This window comes from Collinsella sp. AM24-1, from assembly GCF_003470325.1.
Taxonomy (GTDB): Bacteria; Actinomycetota; Coriobacteriia; order Coriobacteriales; family Coriobacteriaceae; genus Collinsella.
This window is the reverse complement of the sequence record NZ_QRHM01000004.1, coordinates 25,120-48,583: the sequence shown is the minus strand read 5'-3', so window position 1 is coordinate 48,583 and position 23,464 is coordinate 25,120. Positions and strand designations below refer to the sequence as shown.

The window sequence follows — 23,464 nt, the reverse complement described above, 5'->3', positions numbered from 1 at the left end:
GGCCTATCTACTACGTTTGAACCGTGTGGGTCGACCATCCCCCGGTTTTCCGAAAATGCGCAAGCCGTTTACCTGCGGTTTTTATTTCGCGAAATTCTGTATGGATGAGGGTGATTGGTTAAACGTAGTAGATAGGCACATTTCGTGGCGAACGAATCAAGCTAAGGTGCAAAAAGTCCCCCGTCCCAGAAAAATCATTGGCAACGTAGCAAAATGCCCCGCGGGCAGGAAGCTGCTCGCGGGGCAAAGAAGAGGGGCTTATTTGTGGCGGACCGAGGGGCCCGGCATGGGGTTCTGCCGCGGCCTGTCCTAAGGTGCTACAGCTCGACGAGCTGGCCGGTCTCGGCGGCCTCCTTGATGGCGTTGAGAAGCGTGAGCGTCTTGACGTTGTCGGCGGGGGTTACGACGGGCTCGACCTCGCGGCGGACGACCTTCACAAAGTGCTTGAGCTGCATCTTGTGCGGCAGCGCCGGGTCCACGGCCGGAATCTCCATCTGCAGCGGCTTGTGCCAGTTGGAGGCGCCGTCGTAGGAGAACTGGTGCAGGCGGGGCAGCGAAAGGGCGCCCAAGGTTCCGCCGATAAAGTAGGCGTCGGCGTCGAAGGGACGGTACTGCGGGTCCTCGCGAGCGGTGGCCTCCCAGTTCCAGGGGCTGGCGGTGGCGTCGGAGATGGTCATGCTCGCAAGCGCGCCATCGGCAAAACGGACGTTGACCACGGCGGAGTCCTCGGTCTCAAAACCGCGGGCGGCGCTGGACTGCATGCCCTGGACGGCGACGGGCTCGCCCAGCAGGTAGCGGAGCAGGTCCACGTCGTGAACCAGGTTGACCAAGATCGGTCCGGCACCCTTCTTGCGGCGCCACTCGACATCGAAGTACTCGTCATTCTTATAGATCATGTAGTGGAAGCTCGACACGGTGAGCTTGCCCAGCTCGCCGGACTCGACGATCTCCTTGGCCTTGTTGACGAAGGGGTTGTGGCGACGGTGCTGACCCACGAGCACGGGCACGCCGGCGGTCTCGGCCTCGGCGGCGAAAGCCTGGGCATCCTCGAGGTCGTTGGAGATCGGCTTTTCGACCAGCGGCACGATGTTGCGCTTGATGGCCTCGCGGGCAACGCCCAAGTGCAGGTCGTTGGGGGTGGCGATGATGACGGCCTCGGGCTTGACCTCGTCCATCATCTGGGCGGGATCGGTAAAGAACGGCACGCCGGCAGCCTCGGCCGTGGCGCGGGCGCCCTCAAAGGCGTCGGCGATGGCGACGAGCTCGGCCTCGGGCTCCTCGGTGACAAAGCGGATGTGGTTGCGGCCCATGGCGCCGGCGCCGATGACGGCAATGCGGACGGGGTTGAGCTCAGACATTTCGACTCCTTAATGCTGGTGGCTGGTGGAATGCGGCAAGAGGACGGCCCTTGCCGCGTCAAGCAAAACTAAGCGGACTTCTTCTTGCTGTCGGAGACCATCATGTAGACGGTGAGTACGACGGCGATGGCGGCAATCACGATGGCGCCGTAGAAGGACTGCTGGTAGGCGGCGCTGCCGGCCTCGGCGTGATACAGCACGGCAGTGATGGGCTGGCTGATCCAGGTAGAGGCGGCGTAACCCAAAAACATGATGCCGTAGTTGACGCCGATGTTGCTGGTGCCAAAGGCGCCACCGGTGAGCGGCGGGTAGATGACGAGCAGGGCGCCAAAGCTAAAGCCGAGCAGAGCGAGCGCCACAAAGAACATGCTCTGCGTAAAGCTCATCGACATGATGACGAGGGCGACGATGGTGACGACAAGGCTGATGAGCAGCGACTTATAGGCGCCGAGCTTGTCGATGATCTGACCAAAGGACAGGCGGCCAACCAGGTTAGCGCAGGTGTTGACGGAGACCACCACGCCGCCGAGGGCGACGGCTGCGGCACTCGTGGGGTCGGCGAAGAGCTGGACGGCGGCGATGGAGGCAACCTTGCCCACAAGCAGGGTGCCGGCGGTGGCGGCAAAGGCGAAGGTGGCGATGAGGACCCAGAAGCGCGGGGTCTTGACCATCTCGCCCGGGGTGAGGTCGCCGAAGGTGCCGGCATGTGCGCCACCCTTGGGGGCCTCGAAGCCCTCGGGCAGCCAACCGGCCTCGGGGGCCTTCAGGAACAGGGCGGAGGCGGCGATCGTCACAAAGAAGATGACGCCGAGTGCCTTAAGGGCGCCAAAGATGCCCAGGCTCGGGATGAGCAGCGAGGCGAGCACCGGGGACAGCACGGCGGGGCCGGCGGTCGAAGCGGCCAGGGTGATGCCGGAGGCCAGGCCCTTCTTGTCGATGAACCACTTTTGGCCGGTGGTGAGCGCGGGGTTGTAGCCCAGGCCGTTGCCGATGGCGGCGACGAGCGAGAACCACAGGTAGAACTGCCACGGCTCGGTGACGGTGCCGGACATGAACCAGCCCAAGCCGTAACACACGGCGGCGGCGATCACGACGTTGCGCGGGCCGATCTTATCGGAGATGCGACCGGCGAAGATGCCCGTCACGGCCATGATGGTCTGAAAGACCGGGAAGGCCCAGGTAAGGGCGCTGGACCACTCGGGGTAGACGGCGAGCAGGTTCTTGCTCACGACGGAATACAGCGCGATGGAGCTGATGAAGAACATGGTGACGCACGCGGCGGAAAGCACGACGGCGCGACCCTTGTTGGAGTTGGTGGAAGCCATTGGACTCTTTCTAATCGATGCGGGGGGGAGGGGAGGGGCAAACGCCGCTGAGGTGCTTGCCCCGCGCCCCTTTCTACCGGGTTGGTTTACTGGTCAGTCGGCTTGGCGACGCCGGACTCATCGGACCAAAGCTCGACACCCTTGTTCTTAAGGTAGTTGTCGGCATAGGCGCGACGGCCGCCGGGCTTGGCGGTGAGGTCGCCCATCATGTTGGAGAAGCCACCGTCGACTTTGATGGCGTCGCCGGTGGTAAAGTCCGAGCGCTTGGACGCCAGGAACATGACGGCGTTGGCGATATCGCTGACCTCGCCGATGCGGCGCGTGGCGATCAGGCGGCTGCGGCTCTTTTCGACCTCGGGGTCGGCGTAGAAGTTGGCCGACATCGGGGTCTTAACGAAGCAAGGCTCGACGCAGTTGGAGCGGACGCCGTAGGGGCCCCACTCGGCGGCGAGCATCTTGGACATCATGTTGACGCCCGCCTTGGTGGAGCTGTACACGCCCGAGAACGTCTCGGGGGAGTGGCTGGCAACGGTCGAGATGTGCACCAGGCGGCCCTGGCCGGCCTTGATCATCTCGCGACCAAAGCGCTGCGAGGTGATGAAGTAGCCGGTGAGGTTGACGTTGAGCACCTGCTCCCAGTCGCTTAGCGGCAGGTCCTCCATGGCGGCGAAGCGCAGGATGCCGGCGGTGTTGACGAGAACGTCGACGCGGCCGAAGTCGGCGATGGTGGCGTCGACGGCGGCCTGAACCTCGGCCTCGTCGGTGGCGTTCATCTTGTAACCCTCGGCGTGGATGCCAAACTCGGCAGCGAGGTCGGCGGCAGCGGCCTTGACCTTCTCCTCGTCCAGGTCGAGCAGGACGACGTTAGCGCCATTGCGGGCGAACTCGCGGCAAATCTCGACGCCCATGCCGCCGAGCGCTCCAGTCACAGCGCAAACATCGCCCTCGAGCTTAAGCCAATTGCTCATAGGAACTTCCCTTCTTATGCCTCCCGGTGGGTCGCTCCCATTAACCGACCCACGTGGTTTTCGCTGGTTATCGTATGCTTTGCATTTGCGCAGGTGAATTGCATATTTGTTAGAATGGCGTTAACCATAGGTTTACACTGTGCGATGCAGTTTATTCTCAATTGAGCGCATGACCTGCGAAACAACCTCCTGTGGCACCATGTGGCCACGGGCGCGAAAACGGGAGATTGACGTGTACGATCGACGACTTGAGGCCATATCGGCCGCTGCGGAGCTGGGAAGCTTCTCGCGTGCGGCGGCACAATTGCGCGTGTCGACTCCGGCGCTCGTCAAGCAGGTGTCGGGCTTCGAGGCCGAGTTCGGCATCACGCTGTTCGAACGCTCGCACTCGGGCGTCAAGGTGACGCCGGCGGGCGCTCTGCTGGTGGACGACGCGCGCTCGATCATGCGGCAGTCCGAGGACGCGCTGCGCCGTGCCCGACGCGCGGCGGGCGATGGCGGTGCCGTGCGCCTGGGCGTGTCGATGATGTGCCCTGGGCGCCAGACGCTGTCGATGTGGACGGGCGTACACGAGCTGGAACCATCGCTGCGCTTCGAGATCGTGCCGGTGAACGACCTCTATGACGAGCGTGAATCCGTCATGCGCAGCTTGGGCCGCGAGGTCGATGTGGTGCAATCGAGTTTTTCTACCCCACGCTGGGGTGATGCCTGCCAAAAGCTCCTTATCGTCAACGTACCGTTTTATATTGATGTGCCGCGCACGAGCCCGCTTGCGCGCAAGACGCGCATCACAGTTGCCGACCTGGAGGGCATGCGCCTGCGCGTGCTCCGTCACGGCAACGACGCCATGGACAGCCTGCGCATCGACCTTTTGGCCGACGGCGGCGTGGACGTGATCGACGTGGATAGCTTCGACTTTGCGCTCTTTAACGAGGCGGAGGAAAAGGGCGACGCGGTGCTCACCTGCGGAGCTTGGTCAGGCGTACACCCGGCCTTTGTAGGCGTGCCGTTCCTGTGCGGCCGCGAGGTGCCGGTTTTTTTGCACTATCCGCTCGAGCCAACCCTCCAAGTACAAAAATTCGTCAACGCCATGGCCCAACTCCTCAACTAGCTCATTTGGCGCGGGTAGTCTTTTTGGGACGGGGCTTTTTTAGCTACTTTCGCCGCCCTGCCTGCGCACCCTCAAAGTAGTCAAAAAGCCCCGTCCCAAAAAGACTAACAAAACGAGGCCCTGGCCAAACGGCCAGGGCCTCACTAACTTTTATTCCGTTCTAAACGACGGGCTGACTGCGCGCAGGAGGGCGCCCCGGGGACGGGCGGGGTATTTCCTCCGCGCGCAGTTTCGCAGCGCAGCGAGAATGTTTGAGCGCGGAGGAAATACCCCGCCCGTCCCCGGGGAACCCTCCGTCAGTAACCGTTCCTACTCCAGCTCAAACGCACCCGTGTACAGCTGGTAGTAATACCCGCGCTTGGCGATCAGCTCGTCGTGGTTGCCGCGCTCGATGATGCGGCCGTGGTCCAGGCAGATGATCGCGTCGGAGTTGCGCACGGTGGACAGGCGGTGCGCGATGACAAACGTCGTGCGGCCCTCCATGAGTTTATCCATGCCCGCCTGCACGATAGCCTCGGTGCGGGTGTCGATGGAGCTCGTTGCCTCGTCCAGAATCATTGCCGGCGGATCGGCGACGGCAGCGCGGGCGATCGAGATCAGCTGGCGCTGGCCCTGCGACAGCTGGGCGCCGTTGCCGGTGAGCATGGTGTCATAGCCGTCGGGCAGGCGGGTGATAAAGTCGTCCGCGCCCGCGAGCTTGGCCGCCGCGATGCACTCCTCGTCGGTCGCATCCAGGTTGCCGTAGCGGATGTTATCCATCACGGTGCCGGTGAACAGGTTCACGTCCTGCAGCACGACGCCCAGGCTTCGGCGCAGGTCGGCCTTGCGGATCTTGTTGACGTTGATGCCGTCGTAGCGGATCTTGCCGTCGGCGATGTCGTAGAAGCGGTTGATGAGGTTGGTGATGGTCGTCTTGCCGGCACCGGTGGCGCCGACAAACGCGACCTTCTGGCCCGGCTTGGCAAACACGGACACGCCGTGCAGCACCTCGTGGTCGGGCGTGTAGCCAAAGTCGACGTTGTCCATGACCAGGTCGCCGCGCAGCGGTACGTACTCGATCTCGCCGGTTGCGCGGTGCGGATGTTTCCATGCCCACATGCCGGTGTGGTGGTCAGCCTCCTCGAACTCCCAAGTCTCGGGGTTCACCTGTGCGTTGACGAGCGTCACGTAGCCTTCGTCGGCCTCGGGCTTCTCGTCGATGAGCTCAAAGATGCGGTCGGCGCCGGCGAGGCCCATGACCACGGCGTTGATCTGCTGCGAGATCTGGCCGATCTGTCCGCAGAACTGCTTGGTCATGTTGAGGAACGGCACCACGACGGCGATGGACAGCGCCATGCCCGAGATGCTCAGGTTGGGCACGCCCAGTGCCAGGAAAATGCCGCCGGCAAGGGCCACCAGCACGTAGAGCAGGTTGCCCAGGTTCATAAGGATGGGCATGAGGATGTTGGCGTACATGTTGGCCTTTTGCGAGACCTCGAAGAGCTTCTCGTTGCGCTCGTCAAAATCGGCCTCGGCGGCAGACTCGTGGCAGAACGCCTTGACGACCTTCTGGCCGTTCATGACCTCCTCGATATGGCCCTCGACCACGCCGAGCTCGGTCTGCTGCGCAATGAAGAAACGCGCGGAATTGGAGCCGAGCAGCTTGGTCATAAAGGTCATAAAGGCGACGCCGGCGATGATGACCAGGCACATCCACACGCTGTAGTACAGCATGATAAAGAACACCGTGACAATGATGATGATCGTCATGAGCAGGTTGGGCAGCGACTGACTGATCATCTGGCGCAGCGTATCGATGTCGTTGGTGTAGTGGCTCATGATATCGCCGCGCTGGTGCGTGTCGAAGTAGCGGATCGGTAGGTCCTGCATGCGGTTGAACATCATCTCGCGCAGCTTCTCGAGCGAGCCCTGCGTGACGATAGCCATGGCGCGGTTCCAGAAGAGCGAGGACAGGACACCGACGCCGTAGATGCAGGCGAGGGTGGTCACGAGCTGCAGAATCTTGGGCTGTGCGGCTTCCCAATCGCCCGACTGCCACGATTCGCTAATAATCTGCAGGGCGCTCTGCAGGAAGGTCGCGCCGATGGAGTTGATGATGGCGCAGAGCACCACGCCGGCGACGACAAGGGGCAAAAGCACGGGATAGAAGCCAAAGAGCGTCTTGATGAGGCGCGACATGGTGCCGCCCTTACGGTTGAGCGCGCGCTCGGCGGTCGTTGCCTTACTCATGTGCCTCGCCTCCTTCCTGGGTCTGAGCTTGCGTTGCGGATGCCTCGGTGTCGGCCTCGACGGCCCCTTCGCCCTCGGCAGACATCTTGTTTTGCGAGGTAAAGGTCTCTCGGTAGATCTCGCTCGTCTTGAGCAGCTCTTCGTGGTTGCCGATCTGTGCGATGCGGCCGCCCTCCATGACAATGATGCGGTCTGCGTCCTGCACGGAGCTGATGCGCTGGGCGATGATGATCTTGGTCGTGTTGGGCAGATAGCTTGCCAGACCTGCGCGAATCTTGGCGTCAGTCTTGGTGTCGACGGCGCTGGTGGAGTCGTCCAGGATCAAGATCTTGGGGCGACGCAGCAGGGCGCGTGCAATGCACAGGCGCTGCTTCTGACCGCCCGAAACATTAGAGCCGCCCTGTTCGATCCAGGTGTCGTAGCCCTTGGGGAAGCCGTCGACAAACTCGTCGGCGCAGGCCAGATGTGCCGCCTCGCGGACTTCCTCGTCGGTGGCGTTCGGGTCGCCCCAACGCAGGTTCTCGGCGATGGTGCCGCTAAACAGCACGTTTTTCTGCAGCACCATGGCGACCTGGTGACGCAGCGCGTCCAGGTCGTAGTCGCGCACGTCCACGCCGCCCACGCGCACAGCGCCTTCGGTGGTGTCGTACAGGCGGGCGATGAGGTTAACGAGCGTGGACTTGGCCGAGCCGGTGCCGCCGATGATGCCGATGGTCTCGCCGCTCGTAATGTGCAGGTCGATATCGTCGAGCGCCTGGCGTTTCGCATGCGCGGAATACTTAAAGCTCACGTGGTCAAAGTCGATGGAACCGTCGGCAACCTCGAGCACGGGCTCGGCGGGATTGGCAATCGTGGGCTCGGCGACCAGCACCTCGGTAATGCGGTGTGCCGATTCGTCGGCCATGGTCACCATGACAAAGATCATCGACAGCTGCATCAGGCTCATGAGAATCTGGAAACCATAGGTAAAGGTCGAGGAGAGCTGGCCCACGTCGAACAGCGTGCCCTGGCTCGTGATGATGAGCTTGGAGCCCAGGTAGATGATGACGACAAACGCGCCGTTGACGCAGATGTTCATCATGGGGTTGTTAAAGGCGAGCAGCTTCTCGGCGCGGGTGAAGTCCATCTGGACATCGCGCGCGGCGGCCGCGAACTTCTCCTTCTCAAAGTCTTCGCGCACATAGCTCTTGACCACGCGCATGCCGGTGACGTTTTCCTCGACGGACTCGTTAAGGGCATCGTACTTGTGGAACACGCGCGAGAAGATGGGGCGCACCTTAAAGATGATAAAGAACAGCCCAAAGCCCAGCAGCGGAATGATGACCAGGTAGACCATGGCAACGCTGCCGCCCATGATAAATGCCATGGTAAAGGCGAAGATCAATACCAGCGGCGCGCGCACGGCGATACGGATGATCATCATAAAGGCCTGCTGCACGTTGTTGATGTCGGTGGTCAGGCGCGTGACGAGCGAGGAGCTCGAGAACTCATCGATGTTGGCAAAGCTGAACGTCTGGATTTTGTAGAACAGGTCGTGACGCAGGTTCTTGGCGAAGCCGCAGCTCGCATGGCTGCAGGTGACGCCTGCCGCGGCGCCAAAAGCAAGCGATGTCAGCGCGATGAGCACCAAAAGGCCCGCGGTGGGAAGCATCTCGGCTACGGTGGCGCCGTCTTTGATGGCGTCGATCAGGTTGGCGGTGATAAATGGAATCAGCATCTCGCAGAGCACCTCGCCAAGCACGAGCAACGGCGTGGCAACGGTGACTTTCATATAGTCGCGGATGCTGCCCATGAGGGTTTTAATCATCCAGTTCCTCCCAGGTTACACGGATTTTCTCGAGCATTTCGGCGAGCTGCTCGCGCTCGTCGTGGGTGAGGGCACTAAAGGCTTGCTCTCTAAAGCGAATGCGGGCCGCCTGGTCGATGCAGGCGTTTTCCCGGCCGGTTTCGGTCAGGCGAATGGTGAGCTGCCGTCGATCCTTGGGGTTACGGCTGCGCTCGATGAGGCCGTTGAGCTCGAGCTTGGACAGGATCTCGGAAAGCGACCCCGGCTTGAGGTCAAAGTGCATGCCGAGTTCCTGCTGCGACATCTCGCCGCCGGGTTGCTTGGCCAGCAGGCAGATGATGGGCGCCTTGCCGGACACGCCTCCGCCATGAAAATGCATGTAATGGCCGCAAAAGCCCAGGCCGCTCAGGATGCGCTTGGCGAGTTTGTCTTCGGCGCTGACCGCTTCGGGTATGTCTACCGGTTGCGACGGGTCACCGCCGGGCTCATGCGGAAGGACGAGTGGTTCAACACACATATCTAAGCTTCGCTCCTTTCTTTAGTTAGGTAGTTGAATTGTTTTGTGCCTAACCAATTTAGGAGCACGGTAAATAAATGTCAAGGTACCAAACTTATTATGTTCGAGCGGCACTTAGGGACGTTCCTTATGTGCCGGCATTTGGGGACACTCCTTGTGTCGACTAGTCATTTAAGAACGTCCCCAACGACTAACTTCCTCCTTCCCGTAACCTTTCCGCAACAATTCGTCCTCTGCGGTGCCAGCGCCCGTTCACAACGTCCCCTGCGCTACACTTAGTCGCACTGTGGCGCTGCCGCGCCGCGCCCGAAACAAGGGAGACCCTCATGAAGAATACTCAGCTGCTGCTGATTAACGATATGTGCGGCTACGGCAAGGTCGCGCTTTCCGCCATGCTGCCGGTGCTGTCGCACATGGGTTACCGTATCCACAATCTGCCGACGGCACTTGTGTCCGACACGCTCAACTACCCCAAGTTCTACATCCACGACACCACCGAGTACGTGCGTCAAAGCCTCGCTATCTGGGAGGAGCTCGGCTTTGAGTTCGACGCCATCTCGACCGGCTTTATCGTGACCGAGGAAGAGACGCGCATCATCTCGGACTTTTGCCACCGCCGTGCGCAAAAGGGCACCAAGGTGTTCGTCGATCCCATCATGGGTGACAACGGCAAGCTCTATGCCGGCGTGCCCGAGTCCACGATTGGCCTCATGCGGCACCTGCTGGAGTGCGCAGACTACGCGGTGCCCAACTACACCGAGGCCTGTCTGCTCGCCGATACGCCTATTGCAGAGCAGATCACGCCCGATGAGGCCCGCGCCCTTGTGGACGCCGTGCGCGAGTTGGGTGCCAAGTCGGTGGTCATTACGAGCGCCGTGGTCAATGGCACGAACGCGGTTATCGGTTACGACCATGTAGCGGGGGAGTACTTCACGATTCCCTTTGAGCTCATTCCGGTCTATTTCCCGGGTACGGGCGACACGTTCTCGGCAGTGCTCGTCGGCCGCGTTATGGCAGGTTGGAGTCTGCAGCGCGCGACGTCCGATGCCATGCGCGTGGTGGCTGAGCTTATCGAGCGCAATGCCGATCAAGAGGACAAGTCGGCCGGCCTGCCCATCGAGGCCTGCTTGGACGTGATCGACCATGAGTAATGCTGGCGAGGGCGGCGTCAAGCCTGCGGGCGAGAACAAGCCGCTCGGCGCGCCGCGTGGCAAGCGTCCGCGTATCCGCGTGAGCTGCGTGGACCAGCTAGGTGCGTGCCGCTGCCACCATGGTCACAAGCCGGGCGACGTTTTTGACTTCGACCGAGACCGCGGCAAGATGTGCGCCATGGCCTGCCATGTGGGCTTTCCCTATATCGATATCCTGCGCTATGGCGGAACCGTGCCTGGCAACGAGCCCGGTACGGCGAAGTTTTGCTGTCCCGAGGTCGATACGCTGAATGTCTGGCTTGCCGAGATCGTCGACGAGTAGTTGAGCGCAATGTGGCAAAGGGACAGTCCTTTTGTCACATTCGCCGGTGGTGCCCCTTCTTTTGTTTATAATCTCAAATTTCTGCATTTCATCCGATTTTAGGTTCTAAAAATTCTGCGTTTCATCGATAATCAAGCATATAAAACTTTGCATTTCATTCGATGACACCGAGGGGGGAGCCTATGCTGCGCAGGAAAATAGCGGCAGAGCTGGAGCGTTGGCTGAAGTCTTCCGAGCAAAAGGCCTTGTTCATTACGGGTTCTCGCCAGATTGGCAAAAGCTATTCGATTCGCGCATTTGGCAAAGCCAACCATGCAACCTACATCGAGCTTAACCTCATGGAAAACCGCCAGGCAAAAGATGCTCTTCTCGAGGCGCGGGATGCCGATGATTTCATCAGCAGGGTGACGCTTCTTTCGGGAAAGTCGATTGCACCAGGCAAAACGCTCGTGTTTATCGATGAGGTCCAGGAGGCCCCCGACATCATGACGATGGCAAAGTTCCTTGTTGAGGACGGGAGGTGCCGCTGGGCGTTTTCGGGGTCAATGCTCGGGACTCAGTTCAAGGGCGTCAGGTCCTATCCCGTGGGGTATGTTCACGAGCTTAGGATGTTCCCGCTCGATTTTGAGGAGTTTTGCTGGGCAATCGGGGTGAGCGAGGGGGCTCGCCAAACGATACGTGACGCGTGTATCAGCGAGAGGCCCGTTCCTGATTACATTCATGACGCGATGATGGCAAACTTCAGGACCTATACCGTTGTCGGCGGAATGCCGGAGATCGTGCAGCGTTTTCTTGACACGCAGGGCGACCTTGCCTCTGTTCGTCAGCTACAGTCAGAGCTCAACGAACAGTACCGGCGGGATATCTCCAAGTATGCAAGCGGGCGAGCCCTTCAGGTGCAGAGCATCTACGATCAGCTCCCTATTATGCTCGAGGGCGAAAACAAGCGCTTCGTGCTCAATTCCATTGACCCCAAGGCTCACTACGAGAAGTATCAGCGAGATTTTGTATGGCTTGTCGATGCCGGCGTTGCTCTCAAAGCCGATATCGTAACCGAGTCAAAATCGCCCCTGCTCAAGACGGCGCGGCCATCGCAGTTCAAGCTATATCAATCGGATACGGGCATGTTGATGGCGCGCTACCCCGTTGGAGTCGCCCAAGCGGCGTATCTTGATAGCAAGGAGCCCAATCTGGGCGGCATTTACGAAAACGTGGTGGCCCAGCAGCTGGCTGCCCAAAATCGCCAGCTTTACTACTATCAGACAAAAAAGCGCGGTGAAGTGGACTTTGTGGTCGATGGACCGGATGGGACGGCTGTTCCGATCAAGGTTAAATCGGGCTCCTATTACCACGCGCACGCTGCGCTCGGTCATGTGCTTGATACGGCTGAATATGGCGTAAGGCTCGGGATTGTTTTCTCGAGAGGCAACGTTGAGCGCAACGGAGCGGTTCTCTATTTGCCGCTATATGCGACCTGGGCCCTTTCGGATGTTTTGGGCGACTCCTGTGCCGAGGGGATAAAGTTGGAGGTCAAGCCGGTCTAGGGTCAGTCCCGGATGTGACAAAGGGGCAGTCCCTTTGTCACATTCATGAGCATGGATTTTCTCCCGTTTAGGGCGCACTTGAACGCTCAAAGTGGGAGAAAATCCACGCTCGATTTATGCCGAGGGCGCGGTTCACGCGCCCGCGAACCTACAGCTGCTCGAGCATAGCAGTGCAACCGTCGAGTACGTCGCGGTAGGTGGCATCGAAGTTGCCGGTGTACCAGGGATCGGCCACGTCGCCGGAACGATCGGTCCAATCGAGCAGGCGCGTAATCTTGCCGTCGGGGTCGTCGCCAAAGAGGCGACGCAGGCCGCGCGCGTTCTCAGCATCCATATAGACAATGTGATCCCAGTCGCCATACTCCGCGCGACGCACCTGACGTGCGCGATGTGCGACGACGGGAATCCCGACCTCGCGTAGCTTGGCAACGGTACCGTGATGTGGCGGGTTGCCAATCTCCTCGGTCGAGGTCGCAGCGGAATCAATGACAAACTCGCCCGCGCGCCCGGCGCGCCGCACCAGCTCGGTAAACACCGACTCAGCCATCGTCGAGCGACAGATATTTCCATAGCAGATAAACAGTACACGTTGCATATGCGGTTTCCTTTCGATCACCACCATCGAGCTCGAGTATCTCATCTACGCCTACGCCCTCGTCCGCTTGCGCTCCCAACGGGCGAGCTTAATCGTCACCAGCGTAAGCGCCCAGGCCACAAGCGAGAACGCGGCGCCCACGGCGCCCACGCAGGCAATGCCAACTCCGCTTACCACGGCGCCGCCCACTGCAGTGCCAAACGAGATACCGACGTTAAACGCCATGGGCTCAACCGAACTTGCAAGTACCATCGACTTGGGATGGCGGCTGCGTGCCACGTCCATAAAGTGCGTGATGCACGACACCGAGAACAGGTACATGAGCAACGCCAAGCTAAAGACAAAGACCAGCGCGAGCGGCATGGTGCCGCCCACGGCAAACAGCCCGAGTAACGCCGCAGCCTGCAGTACAAACGTCACAAGCAGTGCCTTCATGCCAAAACGCGCATCGATCCATCCGCCCAAGATGTTTGAGGTCAGGCAAAACACGCCGTAGGCCATAAGCGTGGTACTCGCCTGAACAGTGCCCATTCCCAGCACCTGCTCAAGATAAGGTGTCACGTAGCCGTAGAATACGTAGACCGAGCCCACGCCAAACAAAAAGATGAGCATGCCGGTGATGATACTCGGCTCGCGCAGCAGACCCGCCTGCTCGCGAAAGGTGGCAGGCTCGTCGGTTTGCCCAGCGCGCGGCATAAACGCCACGAGCGCTCCGCAGATCAGAACGGCAAAGGTCGGCGTGCCGTACATGGCCACGTGCCAGTCGAGCGTGTCGGCCAGGAACTTGCCGATCGAAGTGACAAAGACCATTGCCACGGAAAACGCACCATATACCACCGAGATGGCAAGCGAGGTTTGCTGCGGGGACAGCAGCTCGGGGATGTACGTCACGCCCACGGCGAGCAGTGCGCCCGAGACAGAGCCCAGGACAATGCGCGAGATAAACAGTACCTGGAAGTTGGGCGCCAACGCCATGACCAGGTTGCCGAGCACAAAGACGATGCTGTAGCACACGAGCAGCCGGTAGCGGCGGAAGCGTCCCGTGCTGAGCGCAAGCACCGGCGTAGCGATGGCGTAGACGAGTGCGAACACGCTGATGAGCTGGCCCGCTGTGGCAAGCGAGATGCCGAGCTCCGTCGCCAGGTCGCTTTCGATGCCGATGACCACGAACTCGGAGCAGCCGAGCGAGAATCCCAACAGCACGAGCAGCGCCAGGCAGAGCTTGGTGCGCGCGGGGGAGAGCGCGGCGGCGGTCGATGCTATTGCGGACGAGGTTTCGGCGGTCAAGGTGGTTACTCCAGTGTCGCGTTTAATCGGCAAGTTTTATGTCCCTGCAACTCTAGCAGAATGTGACAAAGGAGCAGCGCCTTTGTCAGGTCGGGACCTTGCCTGTATAGTCGCAATACAGGCGAAGATGGTCTCAGGTACATCGCGGGCGACAGGAGATCCCATGGGTATGCACACGACAAAGGTTGCAGTGGGCGAGGGCAAGTTTGCGCTCGAGGCCCAGCTGACGGTGACACCGCGAGGCATGGCGGTCTACGCCTGCTCGCCGGAATTTGCGCACCTGGGCGCCACGGCACAGGCCATTCCGCGTCCCGAGCCCGGCCGTACGGCGACGGTGAGCATCCTGGCCGTTCCGTGCCATCGAGACGAGATCCCGGCGCACGATATCGCGGCGGCGCTGGCCACGCGCTTTAGTGTGCCGGTAGTTGCAAGCACAGGTTTTCATGTCGAGCAGGCGAGCACGGATGACCTGCAGCGCGTGCTCGATACCACCAAGGAGCTCATCGCCGCGCTCGAGGAAGTTGCCGCCCGCATTCTGCGCGCCGTCTGGGATGAGGGCGGCGCGGGTGCCGAGGTCGTGGCGGTCGATGCCGCGACCGGCGAGGCGCTCGGCCCCGTCGACCGCATCGAGGCCCATGCCGGTGAGGGCATCCTGCATCAGGCATTTCTGACGCTTCTGGTCGAGGGACAGGGCGAAGACGCGCGCCTGCTGCTCTGCCGCCGCAGCCCGCTCAAGCGCCTGTGGGGCGGCGTGCTGGCCGACGGCTGCGCCGGGCATCCGCTCCCTGGGGAAGACGTCGCCGTCGCGACGGCGCGTCGCATCAACGAAGAGCTCGGCATCACGCGCGCATCCGACCAGCTCAAGCACCTCGGTCACGTGACCTACCGCGAGGACCACGGCGACGGTCGCTGCGAGTGCGAATGGTGCGAGGTCTACCTTGTCCATGTTGAGCCGGGCGAGCTGCATATCAACCAAGAGGAGATCTCGGAAGTGCGCCGCGTGGCCCCGTCCGAGCTCAAAGGCTACCTGCGGGGTCGCCCCGAGCAGCTGGCCCCCTGGCTCCGCGAGGCCCTCAGCGACCCATCCATCCGTGCTGCCCTCGCAATGTGAAAAAAGACAGTCCCTTTGGCACATCCAAACCGTCACAACATTCGATGAAAATCTCGAAAACGAGGAAAAGCGTCGAATGTTGTGACGGTTTTTGTCTAGGGGATCGCTTCTCATCCAAAAATCCCGCTTGACTGTATTGCCGCAACACAGCGCAACGTAAGGGGTGTCCGATAACGGGCGCCCCTTTTTAAGTGGCAACGTGGCTGCGAATCCGGAGCGCCCCCAACAAGAAAGGTGGGGAGATGGAAGCGGAAAAGAAGGCGTTTAAGATCACCAAGCGCGAAATTGGCTTTGTGCTGGGTATCGTTGTCTTTTTGCTGGTGAAGTTTCTTCCTTTGGCGGAGCTGAGCTCGACGGTCGAGCTCACGGTCGGCGCTCAGACCTGTCTAGCACTGACGCTCGCCACGGTGGTGTTCTGGGCATGTGGCGTGGCACAGCCGGGCTTTGTGGGCCTGCTCTACTGCGCGCTGCTCGTTCTGTTCAAGGTGTGCGTGGACGACACGGGCGCCGCGAGCATCTCGGCGACGGTCGCCTCCACGTTTAGCTCGTGGACCAAAGCTACCATGTGGCTCGTCATCGGCGCCTACCTCATCGCCAGCGCGGTCAAGGAGTCGGGGCTGGGCGAGCGCATCGCCTATGCGTTTATGCTCAAGTTCGTGCGCGACGCCAAGTCGCTCATCATCTCGATCTTCGCGCTCACCTTTGTGCTGTCGCTGCTGATCCCGCACCCGTTCCCCCGCGCCTTCCTCATCCTCGCCGTCGTCTCGGTCATCGCCGAGTCCGCCGGCTACGGTGACGATGACCGCGGCAAGCTCGGATTCCTCGTGTTTGCCGCTGCCGCCCCGGGTTCCATGTTCTTCCTGACGGGCGACTCCACGCTCAACCCGCTTGTTGCGCAGTACAGCGCCGAGGCCGGCGGCATGAGCCCGTCCTTTATCGACTGGTTCCTGTACATGAGCGTGCCCATGCTGGTTGCGCTGCTGTGTACCCTGTTCTTGGGCCTCTTCCTCTTTAAGCCCAGCAAGGAGCTCGTCTACGATCGCGAGCAGATCGTGGCCAAGCAGGCCGCGCTCGGTAAGCTCTCCGTCAAGGAGATCCGCACCATCGTGTGGCTTGTCATCGCCATCGCGCTGTGGCTCACCGTCTCGGGCGATTACATCGGCTGGGTGACACTTGCCATCGGTGTCGCGCTCGCCATGCCCATCATCGGCGAGGTCCTTACCCCCGCCAGCTGGAACGCTGTCGACATCAAGTCCCTCATGTTCCTGACGGCCGCCATGGCCGTGGGTTCCGTGGGCGGTGCCACCGGCATGAACGCCTGGATCGCCGATGTCGTGCTTCCCAGCTCCGTGCCCGAGAACATCTTCCTGTTCGCCCTGCTTGTCGCCGCGCTCTCCATGATCATCCACATGTTCATGGGCTCGGTCATGGCCGTGCTCGGCGTGTGCGTGCCGGCGTTCATCAGCTTCGCGGCCGGCTCCAGCGTGAGCCCGCTCGCCGTGGCGCTCATCGTCTTCACGTCCATCAACATCCACTACATCCTGCCGTTCCACAACCTGCCGATCCTTATCGGCGAGGGCAAGGACGCCGGCGGCTACACCTCCAAAGAGGCTATGCGCATGGGCATTCCCCTCACTGCGGTCGTCTTTATCGTCGTGCTGGTCGAGGCCGCCTGGTTCCACCTCTTTGGCCTGATGTAAGCGGTCGAGCGCTTGGGCTGTAAGCAGCCGAGTGCTCGAACTGCGAGTGGCCGAGCGTCCCATCTATGAGCGCCGCGGCCCCACTACGTTACCCAGCCCGGCGGCATCCTCGCCGCCGGGCACTCTCCCGAAAGGAGCACGCTATGTCCACTACCGATGCTTCCCAGATCCACGACCTGCGCTCCGCACTCGACTTTTTGCGCAAGATGCCGGGCCAGCTGCTCGAGACCGACACCCAGGTCGATCCCGATGCCGAGGTTTCGGGCGTCTATCGCCACGTCGGTGCCGGCGGCACCGTTATGCGTCCGACCAAAGAGGGTCCGGCGATGGTCTTCAACAACGTCAAGGGCTTTGACGACGCCAAGGTCTGCATCGGCATGCTTGCCAGCCGCAAGCGCGTTGCCGCCCTGCTCGACCTGGATGAGGAGCACCTGGGCCTCGAGATCGGTAAGCGCTTCGAGAACCTGATCGCGCCCGAGCAGATCGCCGAGGGTGCGCACGTCGACTGCCAAGAGGTCGTGTACAAGGCGACCGACGAGGGCTTTGACCTGCGCAAGATCGTTCCCGCTCCTACCAACACGCCCGTCGACGGCGGCCCCTACATCACCATGGGCCTCGCCTACGGCACGAGCCCCGACGGCTCCCAGTCCGACGTGACCATCCACCGTTTCTCCTGCGTCGACAAGGACAAGCTCGCCATGTGGATTACCCCCGGCAGCCGTCACCTGGGCGCGTTCTTTGACGAGTACTGCCAGCGTGGCGAGGATATGCCCATCTCCATCTCCATCGGTTTGGACCCCGCCGTGTACATGTGCTGCGGTTTTGAGGCTCCCACCACACCGCTCGGCTTCAACGAGCTGCAAATTGCCGGCGCCCTGCGCCGCCACGCCGTCGAGCTTGCCGACTGCGTCACCGTTCCGCAGAAGTGCATCGCCAATGCCGAGTACGTGCTCGAGGGCTACCTCATGCACGACGAGACCATCAACGAGGACGTCAACGGCCACGGCTACGCCATGCCCGAGTTCCCCGGTTACACCGGTGGCGCCAAGGTCTGCCCGGTGATCAAGATCACCGCCGTTACCACGCGCGTCAACCCCATTATGGAGAGCTGCATCGGTCCTTCGCACGAGCACGTGTCCATGGCCGGTATCCCCACCGAGGCCTCCATCTACAAGATGGTCGAGACCGCCATCCCGGGCCGTCTGCTCAACGTCCACGCCGCTCCCTGCGGCGGCGGCAAGTTCGTTGCCATCATGCAGTTTAAGAAGTCGAGCAAAAATGACGAGGGCCGTCAGCGCAACGCCGCCATGCTCGCCTTCTCGGCATTCTCCGAGCTCAAGCACGTCATCCTTGTTGACGAGGATGTCGATATCTTCGATATGAGCGACGTGATGTGGGCCATGACCACGCGCTTCCAGGCCGACGTCGACCTCATCACCATCCCCGGCTGCCACTGCCACGTGCTCGACCCGTCCAACGACCCCGCGTTCGACCCCACGATTCGCGAGCACGGCATCGCCTGCAAGGCCATCTTCGACTGCACGGTCCCGTTCGACCTCAAGAAGAACTTCATTCGCTCGCAGTTCATGGAGATCGACACAGACAAGTGGGCCAAGGAGATTGCTTTCTAGTAAGTAGCCCTACCAAGTAGTTAAGGAGCCGTCATGCCTGAGTCTTCTGTCCGTCCCCGTCGCATTGTCGTTGGCGTGTCTGGCGCCAGCGGTGCCGCGCTGGGTCTTGAGTGCCTCAAATGCCTGCGCCAGGCAGGTGCCGAGTCGGCGCTTGTCGTCACGCGCGGGGGAGAGATCACCATCGAGCAGGAGCTCGGCATGACGCTCGACGAGTTTGCCACGCATGCCGATGTGGTCTACGACAACAAGAACATCGGCGCTGCCATCGCAAGCGGCACCTATCCGGTCGATGGCATGATCGTGGCACCCTGCTCCATGAAGACGCTCGCCGGCATCGCGAGCGGCTACAGCGAAAACCTGTTGCTGCGTGCGGCCGACGTGCAGATGAAAGAGCAGCGCCGCCTGGTGCTCATGGTGCGCGAGACGCCCTTCAGCGCCATTCATGTCGACAACATGGCGCGCCTGGCGCGCGTACCGGGCGTCATGCTCATGCCGCCCATGCTCACGTTTTACAACGGCCCCGCCACGCTCGATGACGCGGTGCATCACATCGCCGCCAAGGCGCTCGAGGCCGTCGGCGTGTCATGTGCAAACTATAAGCGCTGGTCATAGGCGTCTTTAGGGTAGGATACGAGTAGTGTTTGAGCCCGCTGCCCCTGTGGGCGGCGGGCTTTGTGCGCAAAAGGGATGTGTCGGGAGGACCTATGCAGACGGGCATGTATGCGATTAGCGAGATGGCGAGCTTGTTTAACGTTTCGCGCCAAACGCTCATCTACTACGACAAGATCGGTCTGTTTAAACCCGCCGTGGTGAACGAAAAGGGCTACCGTTTCTATTCGCCCACGCAGATCCCGCTCATGCGTCTGATCTGCATGCTGCGCGACCTGGGGCTCGAACTCGACGAGATTGACCGCCTGACCTCGACGTTCGACATTGGCGAGATGACCGATCACCTGCGCTCGCGGGTGCAGGCGCTCGATGAGCAGATTGCCGGGCTCAAAGCCGAGCGCGCGAGCGTACAGGAGCGTCTAAGCTTTTACGACGAGGCGGTTTACTGGCGCGAGCGCGAGGGCAAGCCGGAGCTCAAGCAATTCGAGCGTCGCTACGTGGTCTTTGAGGAGTTTCCGGGCGATATCGAGCGCGGCCGCTCGATGCTGCACCCTACGCTCATGCGGGCAATCCTGCGCATGCGTACGTTGACGGGCACGCGCCCCATGCGCGGTTGGGGCGCCATGCTGCGTCGCGAGGCGCTGCATTCCGACGACCCTATCGCCGGCGCGGGCTCCTTTGTCGTGCTGCCGCGCGGTGTCGAGGAACTGCTGCCGAGCGACGCTGCCGAGCTGGCAGAGATCGGCATCGAGGTGCTGCCCGAGGGCACATACCTGTGCATGAGCCGCTGGGGTATGCCGTACGAGCCCGAGGGCATCCGCGCCATCGTTGCCTGCATGGACGAGCACGCGCTCCAGCCCGTTGGCAACGCTTTCGACTTTTGCTACCTCGATACCACGAGCTACGACGAGTCCCACCAAGAGGACTTTTGCTGCATCCAAATCCCCGTCGCCCTCCAGATGTGACAACGGGACAGTCCCTTTGCCACATCCATTTCTTAGAAACTTGCAAAATCTGCAAGTTTCTAAGGCGTCATCTTATAAACTTGCAAAATTTGCAAGTTTCTATGTTTTCACGTCTGGTCGTGTGACAAAGGGACAGTCCCTTTGTCACATTCCGTGCGAGCTCCTGTGCCATCTGGGGGTATAAGGCTAGCAAGTGTTTATTTGCGAGGCCAAGGGGGCGCCCCGTATGGATATCGATAACTTTGAATGGTGGTATAGCGAGGGCGAGGCTCCGGACGAGGAGTGGGACGAGCCCGCGCCGCGTGGCGTGTCGAGCGACGAGGACGAGAGCGGCAACGATGTCGTCGAGACGGACGCCGCTTCCGACTCCGCCGAGCCCCTGACCTTTGAACAGGCTTGGGCCCAGGCCGAGGCCGACGAGGCAAAGGCCGATGCCACGGCCACGCTCGGTGAGCCGGCCGATATGTCCATCTCGCCGGCAAAGACCCCGCAACCTCGCCATAACATCGACCCCGACAGCACGGCATCCTTCAGCATTCTCGACGTGCCCTCGCAGGGTGCTCAGGCGCCCGCGCCCACGCGTCGCCCCAATCTGTCTCGCGAGGAAGATGCGGGACGTCGCTCGCCGCTCGGCCCCATTCTCATCGCCTTTATGGCCGGCGTCATCGCTTGCTCGGCGATCGGAAATGTCTGGAGTCACGTGGAGCAACAGCGCAAAGACGCCGCCAAGGTCGAGATGTCCGTCGAACAATCGCTCAGCCGCACGCGCTCGGTGCATGTGTCGGTCGAGGTTAAGGACGGCGCGACGTGGGATACCGCGCGCGGCGATAGCCAAATGCTCGTCCATATCGTGGGCCGCACACTCAAGGGACAAGCAATCGACGAGTATCAATACGTCAATTCCGAAGGTGACGGCATCGAGCTCAAGCCCGGCGACTACGAGCTCACGGTCGATGAGCCGCCCGTCGCCACCGACGGCACGCGTTACCGTGCCTCAAAGCGCATGGTTCCGGTGAGTTTTAATTCACAGGCGCCCGATACGGTCGATAGCACGCCGCAGGGCGGGTTTGACCTTTACGCTATTGCTCAATAACTGCACCTGTCGCTCAACCCCGCCGCCAAGAGTGGGACAATAGCCCTCGACACTGTTGTTTACTTTTGGAGGAAGTAGCATGTCCACCGTCACTACCATCAAGCGCGGCGGCCTCACCGCGGCCATCGATTCCATGGGTGCCCAGCTCACGAGCCTTGCCCTCAACGGCAACGAGTATCTGTGGCAGGGCGACCCCGCCTTTTGGGGCAAGCATGCGCCCATCCTGTTCCCCATTGTGGGCTCGCTGCGCAACAACACGGCGACGTCTGCGGCCGGCACCTGCGAGATGCCGCGCCACGGACTCGCGCGCATCGTCGAACACAAGCTGGTCGAGGTTTCGGAGGACGGCTCCTCGGTAACGTACGAGATCACCGACACGCCCGAGTCGCTCAAGGCGTTCCCGTTCCACTTTAAGCTCAGCATGACCTATGCCTTGACCGGCGACGCCACCCTCACGCAGACCTTTGCCGTCACCAACACCGGCGACGTGGACCTGCCGTTCTCGGTGGGCGGCCACCCCGCGTTTAACGTACCGGCTCCCGGTGCCGAGGACGAGGCGTTCGAGGATTACGAGCTGGCGTTTACCGAGGCTTGGACTAACGAGGCCCCCGTCATCACGCCCGACGGTCTTATGACGTTCGAGGGTAGTTACAAGGCTCCCGATAACTCGGACGTGCTGCCCATCGCGCACCGCAGTTTCGATAACGATGCCATCATGTTCACCGATACTCCGGGCTCTACGCTCACGCTGCGCGGTCGCAAGTCGGGCCACGGCGTCAAGATCGACTTTGAGGGCTTTAAGTACATCGGCGTGTGGTCTGCCGCCAACGACGCTCCGTTTGTGGCGCTCGAGCCCTGGACCGGCCACACCACCATGGACACCGAGGACGATGTCTTTGAGCACAAGGTCAATACCATTACGCTGGCGCCGGGCGAGACGGACGTCCGCAGCTTTAGCGTCACCCTGCTCTAGAGGTTCCGCCGTTCTGACGAACGGCGGACCGGTCGACGCTGCGCGCCACCCAGAGCGACAATTTGCCATTCAAAAGGCACGGCATGACCAGAAGGTCTATGCCTTGCCTTTTTCATGCCAAGTGGTACATGGGGGCAGGCTGCTTTGCGCCAATCGTCTTCGTGTGTCTATTATTTTTTCGCGCACATGCCGCGCTGCTGGTTGTTGACGTATATCCTGTCTTATTGTCAGCAAAACGACATAGGGAAGGCATCAGATGCAACCTCGACTACAGCGCGACGCGCAGACCCAGCCGGTGTGCAGTCGTCGCATCTTCTTGGGTAGCGCCCTCGCTGCGAGCGCAACCGTTGTCGCCGGCGCGCTTGCCGGCTGCCAGCGTCCGTCCACACTCAAGGTGGTCCAGCCCACGACGGGCGGCGGTCGCGATGACCTGTCCGATTCCGTTATCGGCAAGGATAAGATCCGCATTGGCATGGAGGCGGCCTACGCCCCGTACAACTGGCAGGTTTCCGAGGCCAGCGAGTTCACCATTCCCATCGACAACGTGCAGGGCGCCTATGCCGACGGCTACGACGTGCAGATCGCCAAGATCGTCTGCAAAGCCCTCGGCGGCGAGCCTGTTGCCGTCAAGCAGAGCTTCTCGGGCCTTATCGATTCGCTTAACAACGGCCAGATCGACCTCATCATCGCCGGCATGAGCGCCACGCCCGAGCGCGAGGAGTCCGTCGGCTTTTCCAAGCCGTATTTTATCGGCTATTTTGGCCTGTTCGTAAAAGAGGGCTCGCCCTACCAAAACGCGACCAAGCTCAGCGACTTTAGCGGCGCCACGGTGCTCGGCCAAAAGGACACGATGCTCGACACCGTCATCGACGAGATTCCGGGCGTCGTCCACAAAAATCCGGTCGATTCGGTACCCACGGTGTTCTCGAACCTGCTGCAGGGCACTTGTGACGCCGTGACCTACAACACCGAAAACGAGAAGGGCTATATGGCCCAAAACCCGGGCATCGTGCCCATTCGCTTTGCGGAGGGCGAGGGCTTTAAGCAGGAGGTTACGACAAACGTCGGTTGCCGCAAGGGCTCGGACAAACTGCTTAAGCTCATCGACAAGACACTCAAGGGCATTAGCCAAGAGGAGCGCGACCAAATGTGGGACGCGTGCCTCGACCGTCAGCCGGCATAGGGAGGC

The 23,464-nt window shown here is 61.2% G+C and carries 20 protein-coding genes; 12 read left to right on the top strand and 8 right to left on the bottom strand.

Features of this window, described 5'->3' with window-relative positions; genetic code table 11:
• Window positions 1–317: 317 nt before the first annotated feature.
• From DW661_RS02470 to DW661_RS02460, 3 genes are all read right to left on the bottom strand, one after another.
• Entirely contained in the window at window positions 318–1,358 is a 1,041-nt protein-coding gene (locus DW661_RS02470; protein WP_118934455.1) for a Gfo/Idh/MocA family protein, read from the bottom strand.
• Window positions 1,359–1,426: 68 nt separating this feature from the next.
• On the bottom strand, window positions 1,427–2,683 hold the full coding sequence (locus tag DW661_RS02465) for an MFS transporter (RefSeq protein ID WP_118934453.1): 1,257 nt from the start codon (window positions 2,681–2,683) through the stop codon (window positions 1,427–1,429).
• Between the two features lie 86 nt (window positions 2,684–2,769).
• Window positions 2,770–3,651: an SDR family NAD(P)-dependent oxidoreductase gene (locus DW661_RS02460; protein ID WP_118934451.1), complete on the bottom strand. Its 882-nt coding sequence runs from the start codon at window positions 3,649–3,651 to the stop codon at window positions 2,770–2,772.
• Window positions 3,652–3,883: 232 nt separating this feature from the next.
• Between DW661_RS02460 and DW661_RS02455 the strand changes: the two genes are divergently transcribed.
• Window positions 3,884–4,762: a LysR family transcriptional regulator gene (locus DW661_RS02455; RefSeq protein WP_233547439.1), complete on the top strand. Its 879-nt coding sequence runs from the start codon at window positions 3,884–3,886 to the stop codon at window positions 4,760–4,762.
• Between the two features lie 309 nt (window positions 4,763–5,071).
• Here DW661_RS02455 and DW661_RS02450 read toward each other — a convergent pair whose 3' ends face one another.
• From DW661_RS02450 to DW661_RS02440, 3 genes are read right to left on the bottom strand one after another with little or no spacing between them, the layout of a single operon-like run.
• Window positions 5,072–6,991, bottom strand: a complete 1,920-nt coding sequence (locus DW661_RS02450) for an ABC transporter ATP-binding protein (RefSeq protein ID WP_117716362.1) — start codon at window positions 6,989–6,991, stop codon at window positions 5,072–5,074.
• The gene (locus tag DW661_RS02445; protein WP_118934446.1) at window positions 6,984–8,798 is read right to left on the bottom strand and encodes an ABC transporter ATP-binding protein; all 1,815 of its coding nucleotides are present in this window, start codon (window positions 8,796–8,798) and stop codon (window positions 6,984–6,986) included. Before DW661_RS02445 ends, DW661_RS02450 begins: the two co-directional genes overlap by 8 nt.
• Window positions 8,791–9,294, bottom strand: a complete 504-nt coding sequence (locus tag DW661_RS02440; protein WP_118934444.1) for a MarR family winged helix-turn-helix transcriptional regulator — start codon at window positions 9,292–9,294, stop codon at window positions 8,791–8,793. The genes DW661_RS02445 and DW661_RS02440 overlap by 8 nt, the downstream gene beginning before the upstream one ends.
• Before the next feature lie 326 nt (window positions 9,295–9,620).
• Between DW661_RS02440 and DW661_RS02435 the strand changes: the two genes are divergently transcribed.
• The 3 genes from DW661_RS02435 (at window position 9,621) to DW661_RS02425 (ending at window position 12,311) form a co-directional block, all read left to right on the top strand.
• Window positions 9,621–10,445 carry a PfkB family carbohydrate kinase gene (locus DW661_RS02435; protein ID WP_117797594.1) on the top strand — a complete coding sequence of 275 codons (825 nt, stop codon included), beginning with the start codon at window positions 9,621–9,623 and terminating at the stop codon, window positions 10,443–10,445.
• Complete coding sequence (locus tag DW661_RS02430) at window positions 10,438–10,767, top strand: TIGR04076 family protein (RefSeq protein WP_192934641.1); 330 nt, start codon at window positions 10,438–10,440, stop codon at window positions 10,765–10,767. The genes DW661_RS02435 and DW661_RS02430 overlap by 8 nt, the downstream gene beginning before the upstream one ends.
• A gap of 182 nt (window positions 10,768–10,949) precedes the next feature.
• Window positions 10,950–12,311: an ATP-binding protein gene (locus DW661_RS02425; RefSeq protein WP_118934442.1), complete on the top strand. Its 1,362-nt coding sequence runs from the start codon at window positions 10,950–10,952 to the stop codon at window positions 12,309–12,311.
• 148 nt (window positions 12,312–12,459) lie between these two features.
• Here the strand turns inward: DW661_RS02425 and DW661_RS02420 are convergent, their stop codons facing one another.
• Complete coding sequence (locus DW661_RS02420; protein WP_199584314.1) at window positions 12,460–12,906, bottom strand: low molecular weight protein-tyrosine-phosphatase; 447 nt, start codon at window positions 12,904–12,906, stop codon at window positions 12,460–12,462.
• A 51-nt stretch (window positions 12,907–12,957) separates the two neighbouring features.
• The gene (locus DW661_RS02415; protein ID WP_233547438.1) at window positions 12,958–14,193 is read right to left on the bottom strand and encodes an MFS transporter; all 1,236 of its coding nucleotides are present in this window, start codon (window positions 14,191–14,193) and stop codon (window positions 12,958–12,960) included.
• A 163-nt stretch (window positions 14,194–14,356) separates the two neighbouring features.
• Between DW661_RS02415 and DW661_RS02410 the strand changes: the two genes are divergently transcribed.
• The 8 genes from DW661_RS02410 to DW661_RS02375 all read left to right on the top strand — a co-directional run bounded on the left by DW661_RS02410 (window position 14,357) and on the right by DW661_RS02375 (window position 23,458).
• A complete protein-coding gene (locus tag DW661_RS02410) occupies window positions 14,357–15,304 on the top strand; it encodes an isopentenyl-diphosphate delta-isomerase (protein WP_118934440.1) in 948 nt (315 codons plus the stop codon).
• 242 nt (window positions 15,305–15,546) lie between these two features.
• Window positions 15,547–17,004 (top strand): SLC13 family permease, encoded by a 1,458-nt coding sequence (locus DW661_RS02405; RefSeq protein WP_199584828.1) that lies wholly within the window; start codon window positions 15,547–15,549, stop codon window positions 17,002–17,004.
• A gap of 143 nt (window positions 17,005–17,147) precedes the next feature.
• Window positions 17,148–18,635 (top strand): UbiD family decarboxylase, encoded by a 1,488-nt coding sequence (locus DW661_RS02400; protein WP_118934438.1) that lies wholly within the window; start codon window positions 17,148–17,150, stop codon window positions 18,633–18,635.
• Between the two features lie 33 nt (window positions 18,636–18,668).
• Window positions 18,669–19,247 (top strand): UbiX family flavin prenyltransferase, encoded by a 579-nt coding sequence (locus DW661_RS02395; RefSeq protein ID WP_117582985.1) that lies wholly within the window; start codon window positions 18,669–18,671, stop codon window positions 19,245–19,247.
• Between the two features lie 92 nt (window positions 19,248–19,339).
• Entirely contained in the window at window positions 19,340–20,209 is an 870-nt protein-coding gene (locus DW661_RS02390) for a MerR family transcriptional regulator (RefSeq protein WP_117630044.1), read from the top strand.
• Window positions 20,210–20,435: 226 nt separating this feature from the next.
• A complete protein-coding gene (locus tag DW661_RS02385) occupies window positions 20,436–21,302 on the top strand; it encodes a hypothetical protein (RefSeq protein WP_117582987.1) in 867 nt (288 codons plus the stop codon).
• Between the two features lie 79 nt (window positions 21,303–21,381).
• Window positions 21,382–22,275, top strand: coding sequence for an aldose 1-epimerase family protein (locus DW661_RS02380; RefSeq protein WP_117582988.1), 894 nt, complete (start codon window positions 21,382–21,384; stop codon window positions 22,273–22,275).
• 256 nt (window positions 22,276–22,531) lie between these two features.
• Complete coding sequence (locus tag DW661_RS02375) at window positions 22,532–23,458, top strand: transporter substrate-binding domain-containing protein (RefSeq protein ID WP_117630043.1); 927 nt, start codon at window positions 22,532–22,534, stop codon at window positions 23,456–23,458.
• Window positions 23,459–23,464: the final 6 nt, after the last annotated feature.

Excerpts from the sequence above, each read along its gene's own strand:
- DW661_RS02420 (WP_199584314.1), bottom strand. The coding sequence starts at position 12,906 with ATGCAACGTGTACTGTTTATCTGCTATGGAAATATCTGTCGCTCGACG.
- DW661_RS02435 (WP_117797594.1), top strand. The coding sequence starts at position 9,621 with ATGAAGAATACTCAGCTGCTGCTGATTAACGATATGTGCGGCTACGGC.
- DW661_RS02445 (WP_118934446.1), bottom strand. The coding sequence starts at position 8,798 with ATGATTAAAACCCTCATGGGCAGCATCCGCGACTATATGAAAGTCACC.
- DW661_RS02395 (WP_117582985.1), top strand. The coding sequence starts at position 18,669 with ATGCCTGAGTCTTCTGTCCGTCCCCGTCGCATTGTCGTTGGCGTGTCT.
- DW661_RS02470 (WP_118934455.1), bottom strand. The coding sequence starts at position 1,358 with ATGTCTGAGCTCAACCCCGTCCGCATTGCCGTCATCGGCGCCGGCGCC.
- DW661_RS02405 (WP_199584828.1), top strand. The coding sequence starts at position 15,547 with ATGGAAGCGGAAAAGAAGGCGTTTAAGATCACCAAGCGCGAAATTGGC.
- DW661_RS02430 (WP_192934641.1), top strand. The coding sequence starts at position 10,438 with ATGAGTAATGCTGGCGAGGGCGGCGTCAAGCCTGCGGGCGAGAACAAG.
- DW661_RS02465 (WP_118934453.1), bottom strand. The coding sequence starts at position 2,683 with ATGGCTTCCACCAACTCCAACAAGGGTCGCGCCGTCGTGCTTTCCGCC.
- DW661_RS02410 (WP_118934440.1), top strand. The coding sequence starts at position 14,357 with ATGGGTATGCACACGACAAAGGTTGCAGTGGGCGAGGGCAAGTTTGCG.
- DW661_RS02425 (WP_118934442.1), top strand. The coding sequence starts at position 10,950 with ATGCTGCGCAGGAAAATAGCGGCAGAGCTGGAGCGTTGGCTGAAGTCT.
- DW661_RS02450 (WP_117716362.1), bottom strand. The coding sequence starts at position 6,991 with ATGAGTAAGGCAACGACCGCCGAGCGCGCGCTCAACCGTAAGGGCGGC.
- DW661_RS02375 (WP_117630043.1), top strand. The coding sequence starts at position 22,532 with ATGCAACCTCGACTACAGCGCGACGCGCAGACCCAGCCGGTGTGCAGT.
- DW661_RS02390 (WP_117630044.1), top strand. The coding sequence starts at position 19,340 with ATGCAGACGGGCATGTATGCGATTAGCGAGATGGCGAGCTTGTTTAAC.
- DW661_RS02440 (WP_118934444.1), bottom strand. The coding sequence starts at position 9,294 with ATGTGTGTTGAACCACTCGTCCTTCCGCATGAGCCCGGCGGTGACCCG.
- DW661_RS02385 (WP_117582987.1), top strand. The coding sequence starts at position 20,436 with ATGGATATCGATAACTTTGAATGGTGGTATAGCGAGGGCGAGGCTCCG.
- DW661_RS02380 (WP_117582988.1), top strand. The coding sequence starts at position 21,382 with ATGTCCACCGTCACTACCATCAAGCGCGGCGGCCTCACCGCGGCCATC.
- DW661_RS02400 (WP_118934438.1), top strand. The coding sequence starts at position 17,148 with ATGTCCACTACCGATGCTTCCCAGATCCACGACCTGCGCTCCGCACTC.
- DW661_RS02460 (WP_118934451.1), bottom strand. The coding sequence starts at position 3,651 with ATGAGCAATTGGCTTAAGCTCGAGGGCGATGTTTGCGCTGTGACTGGA.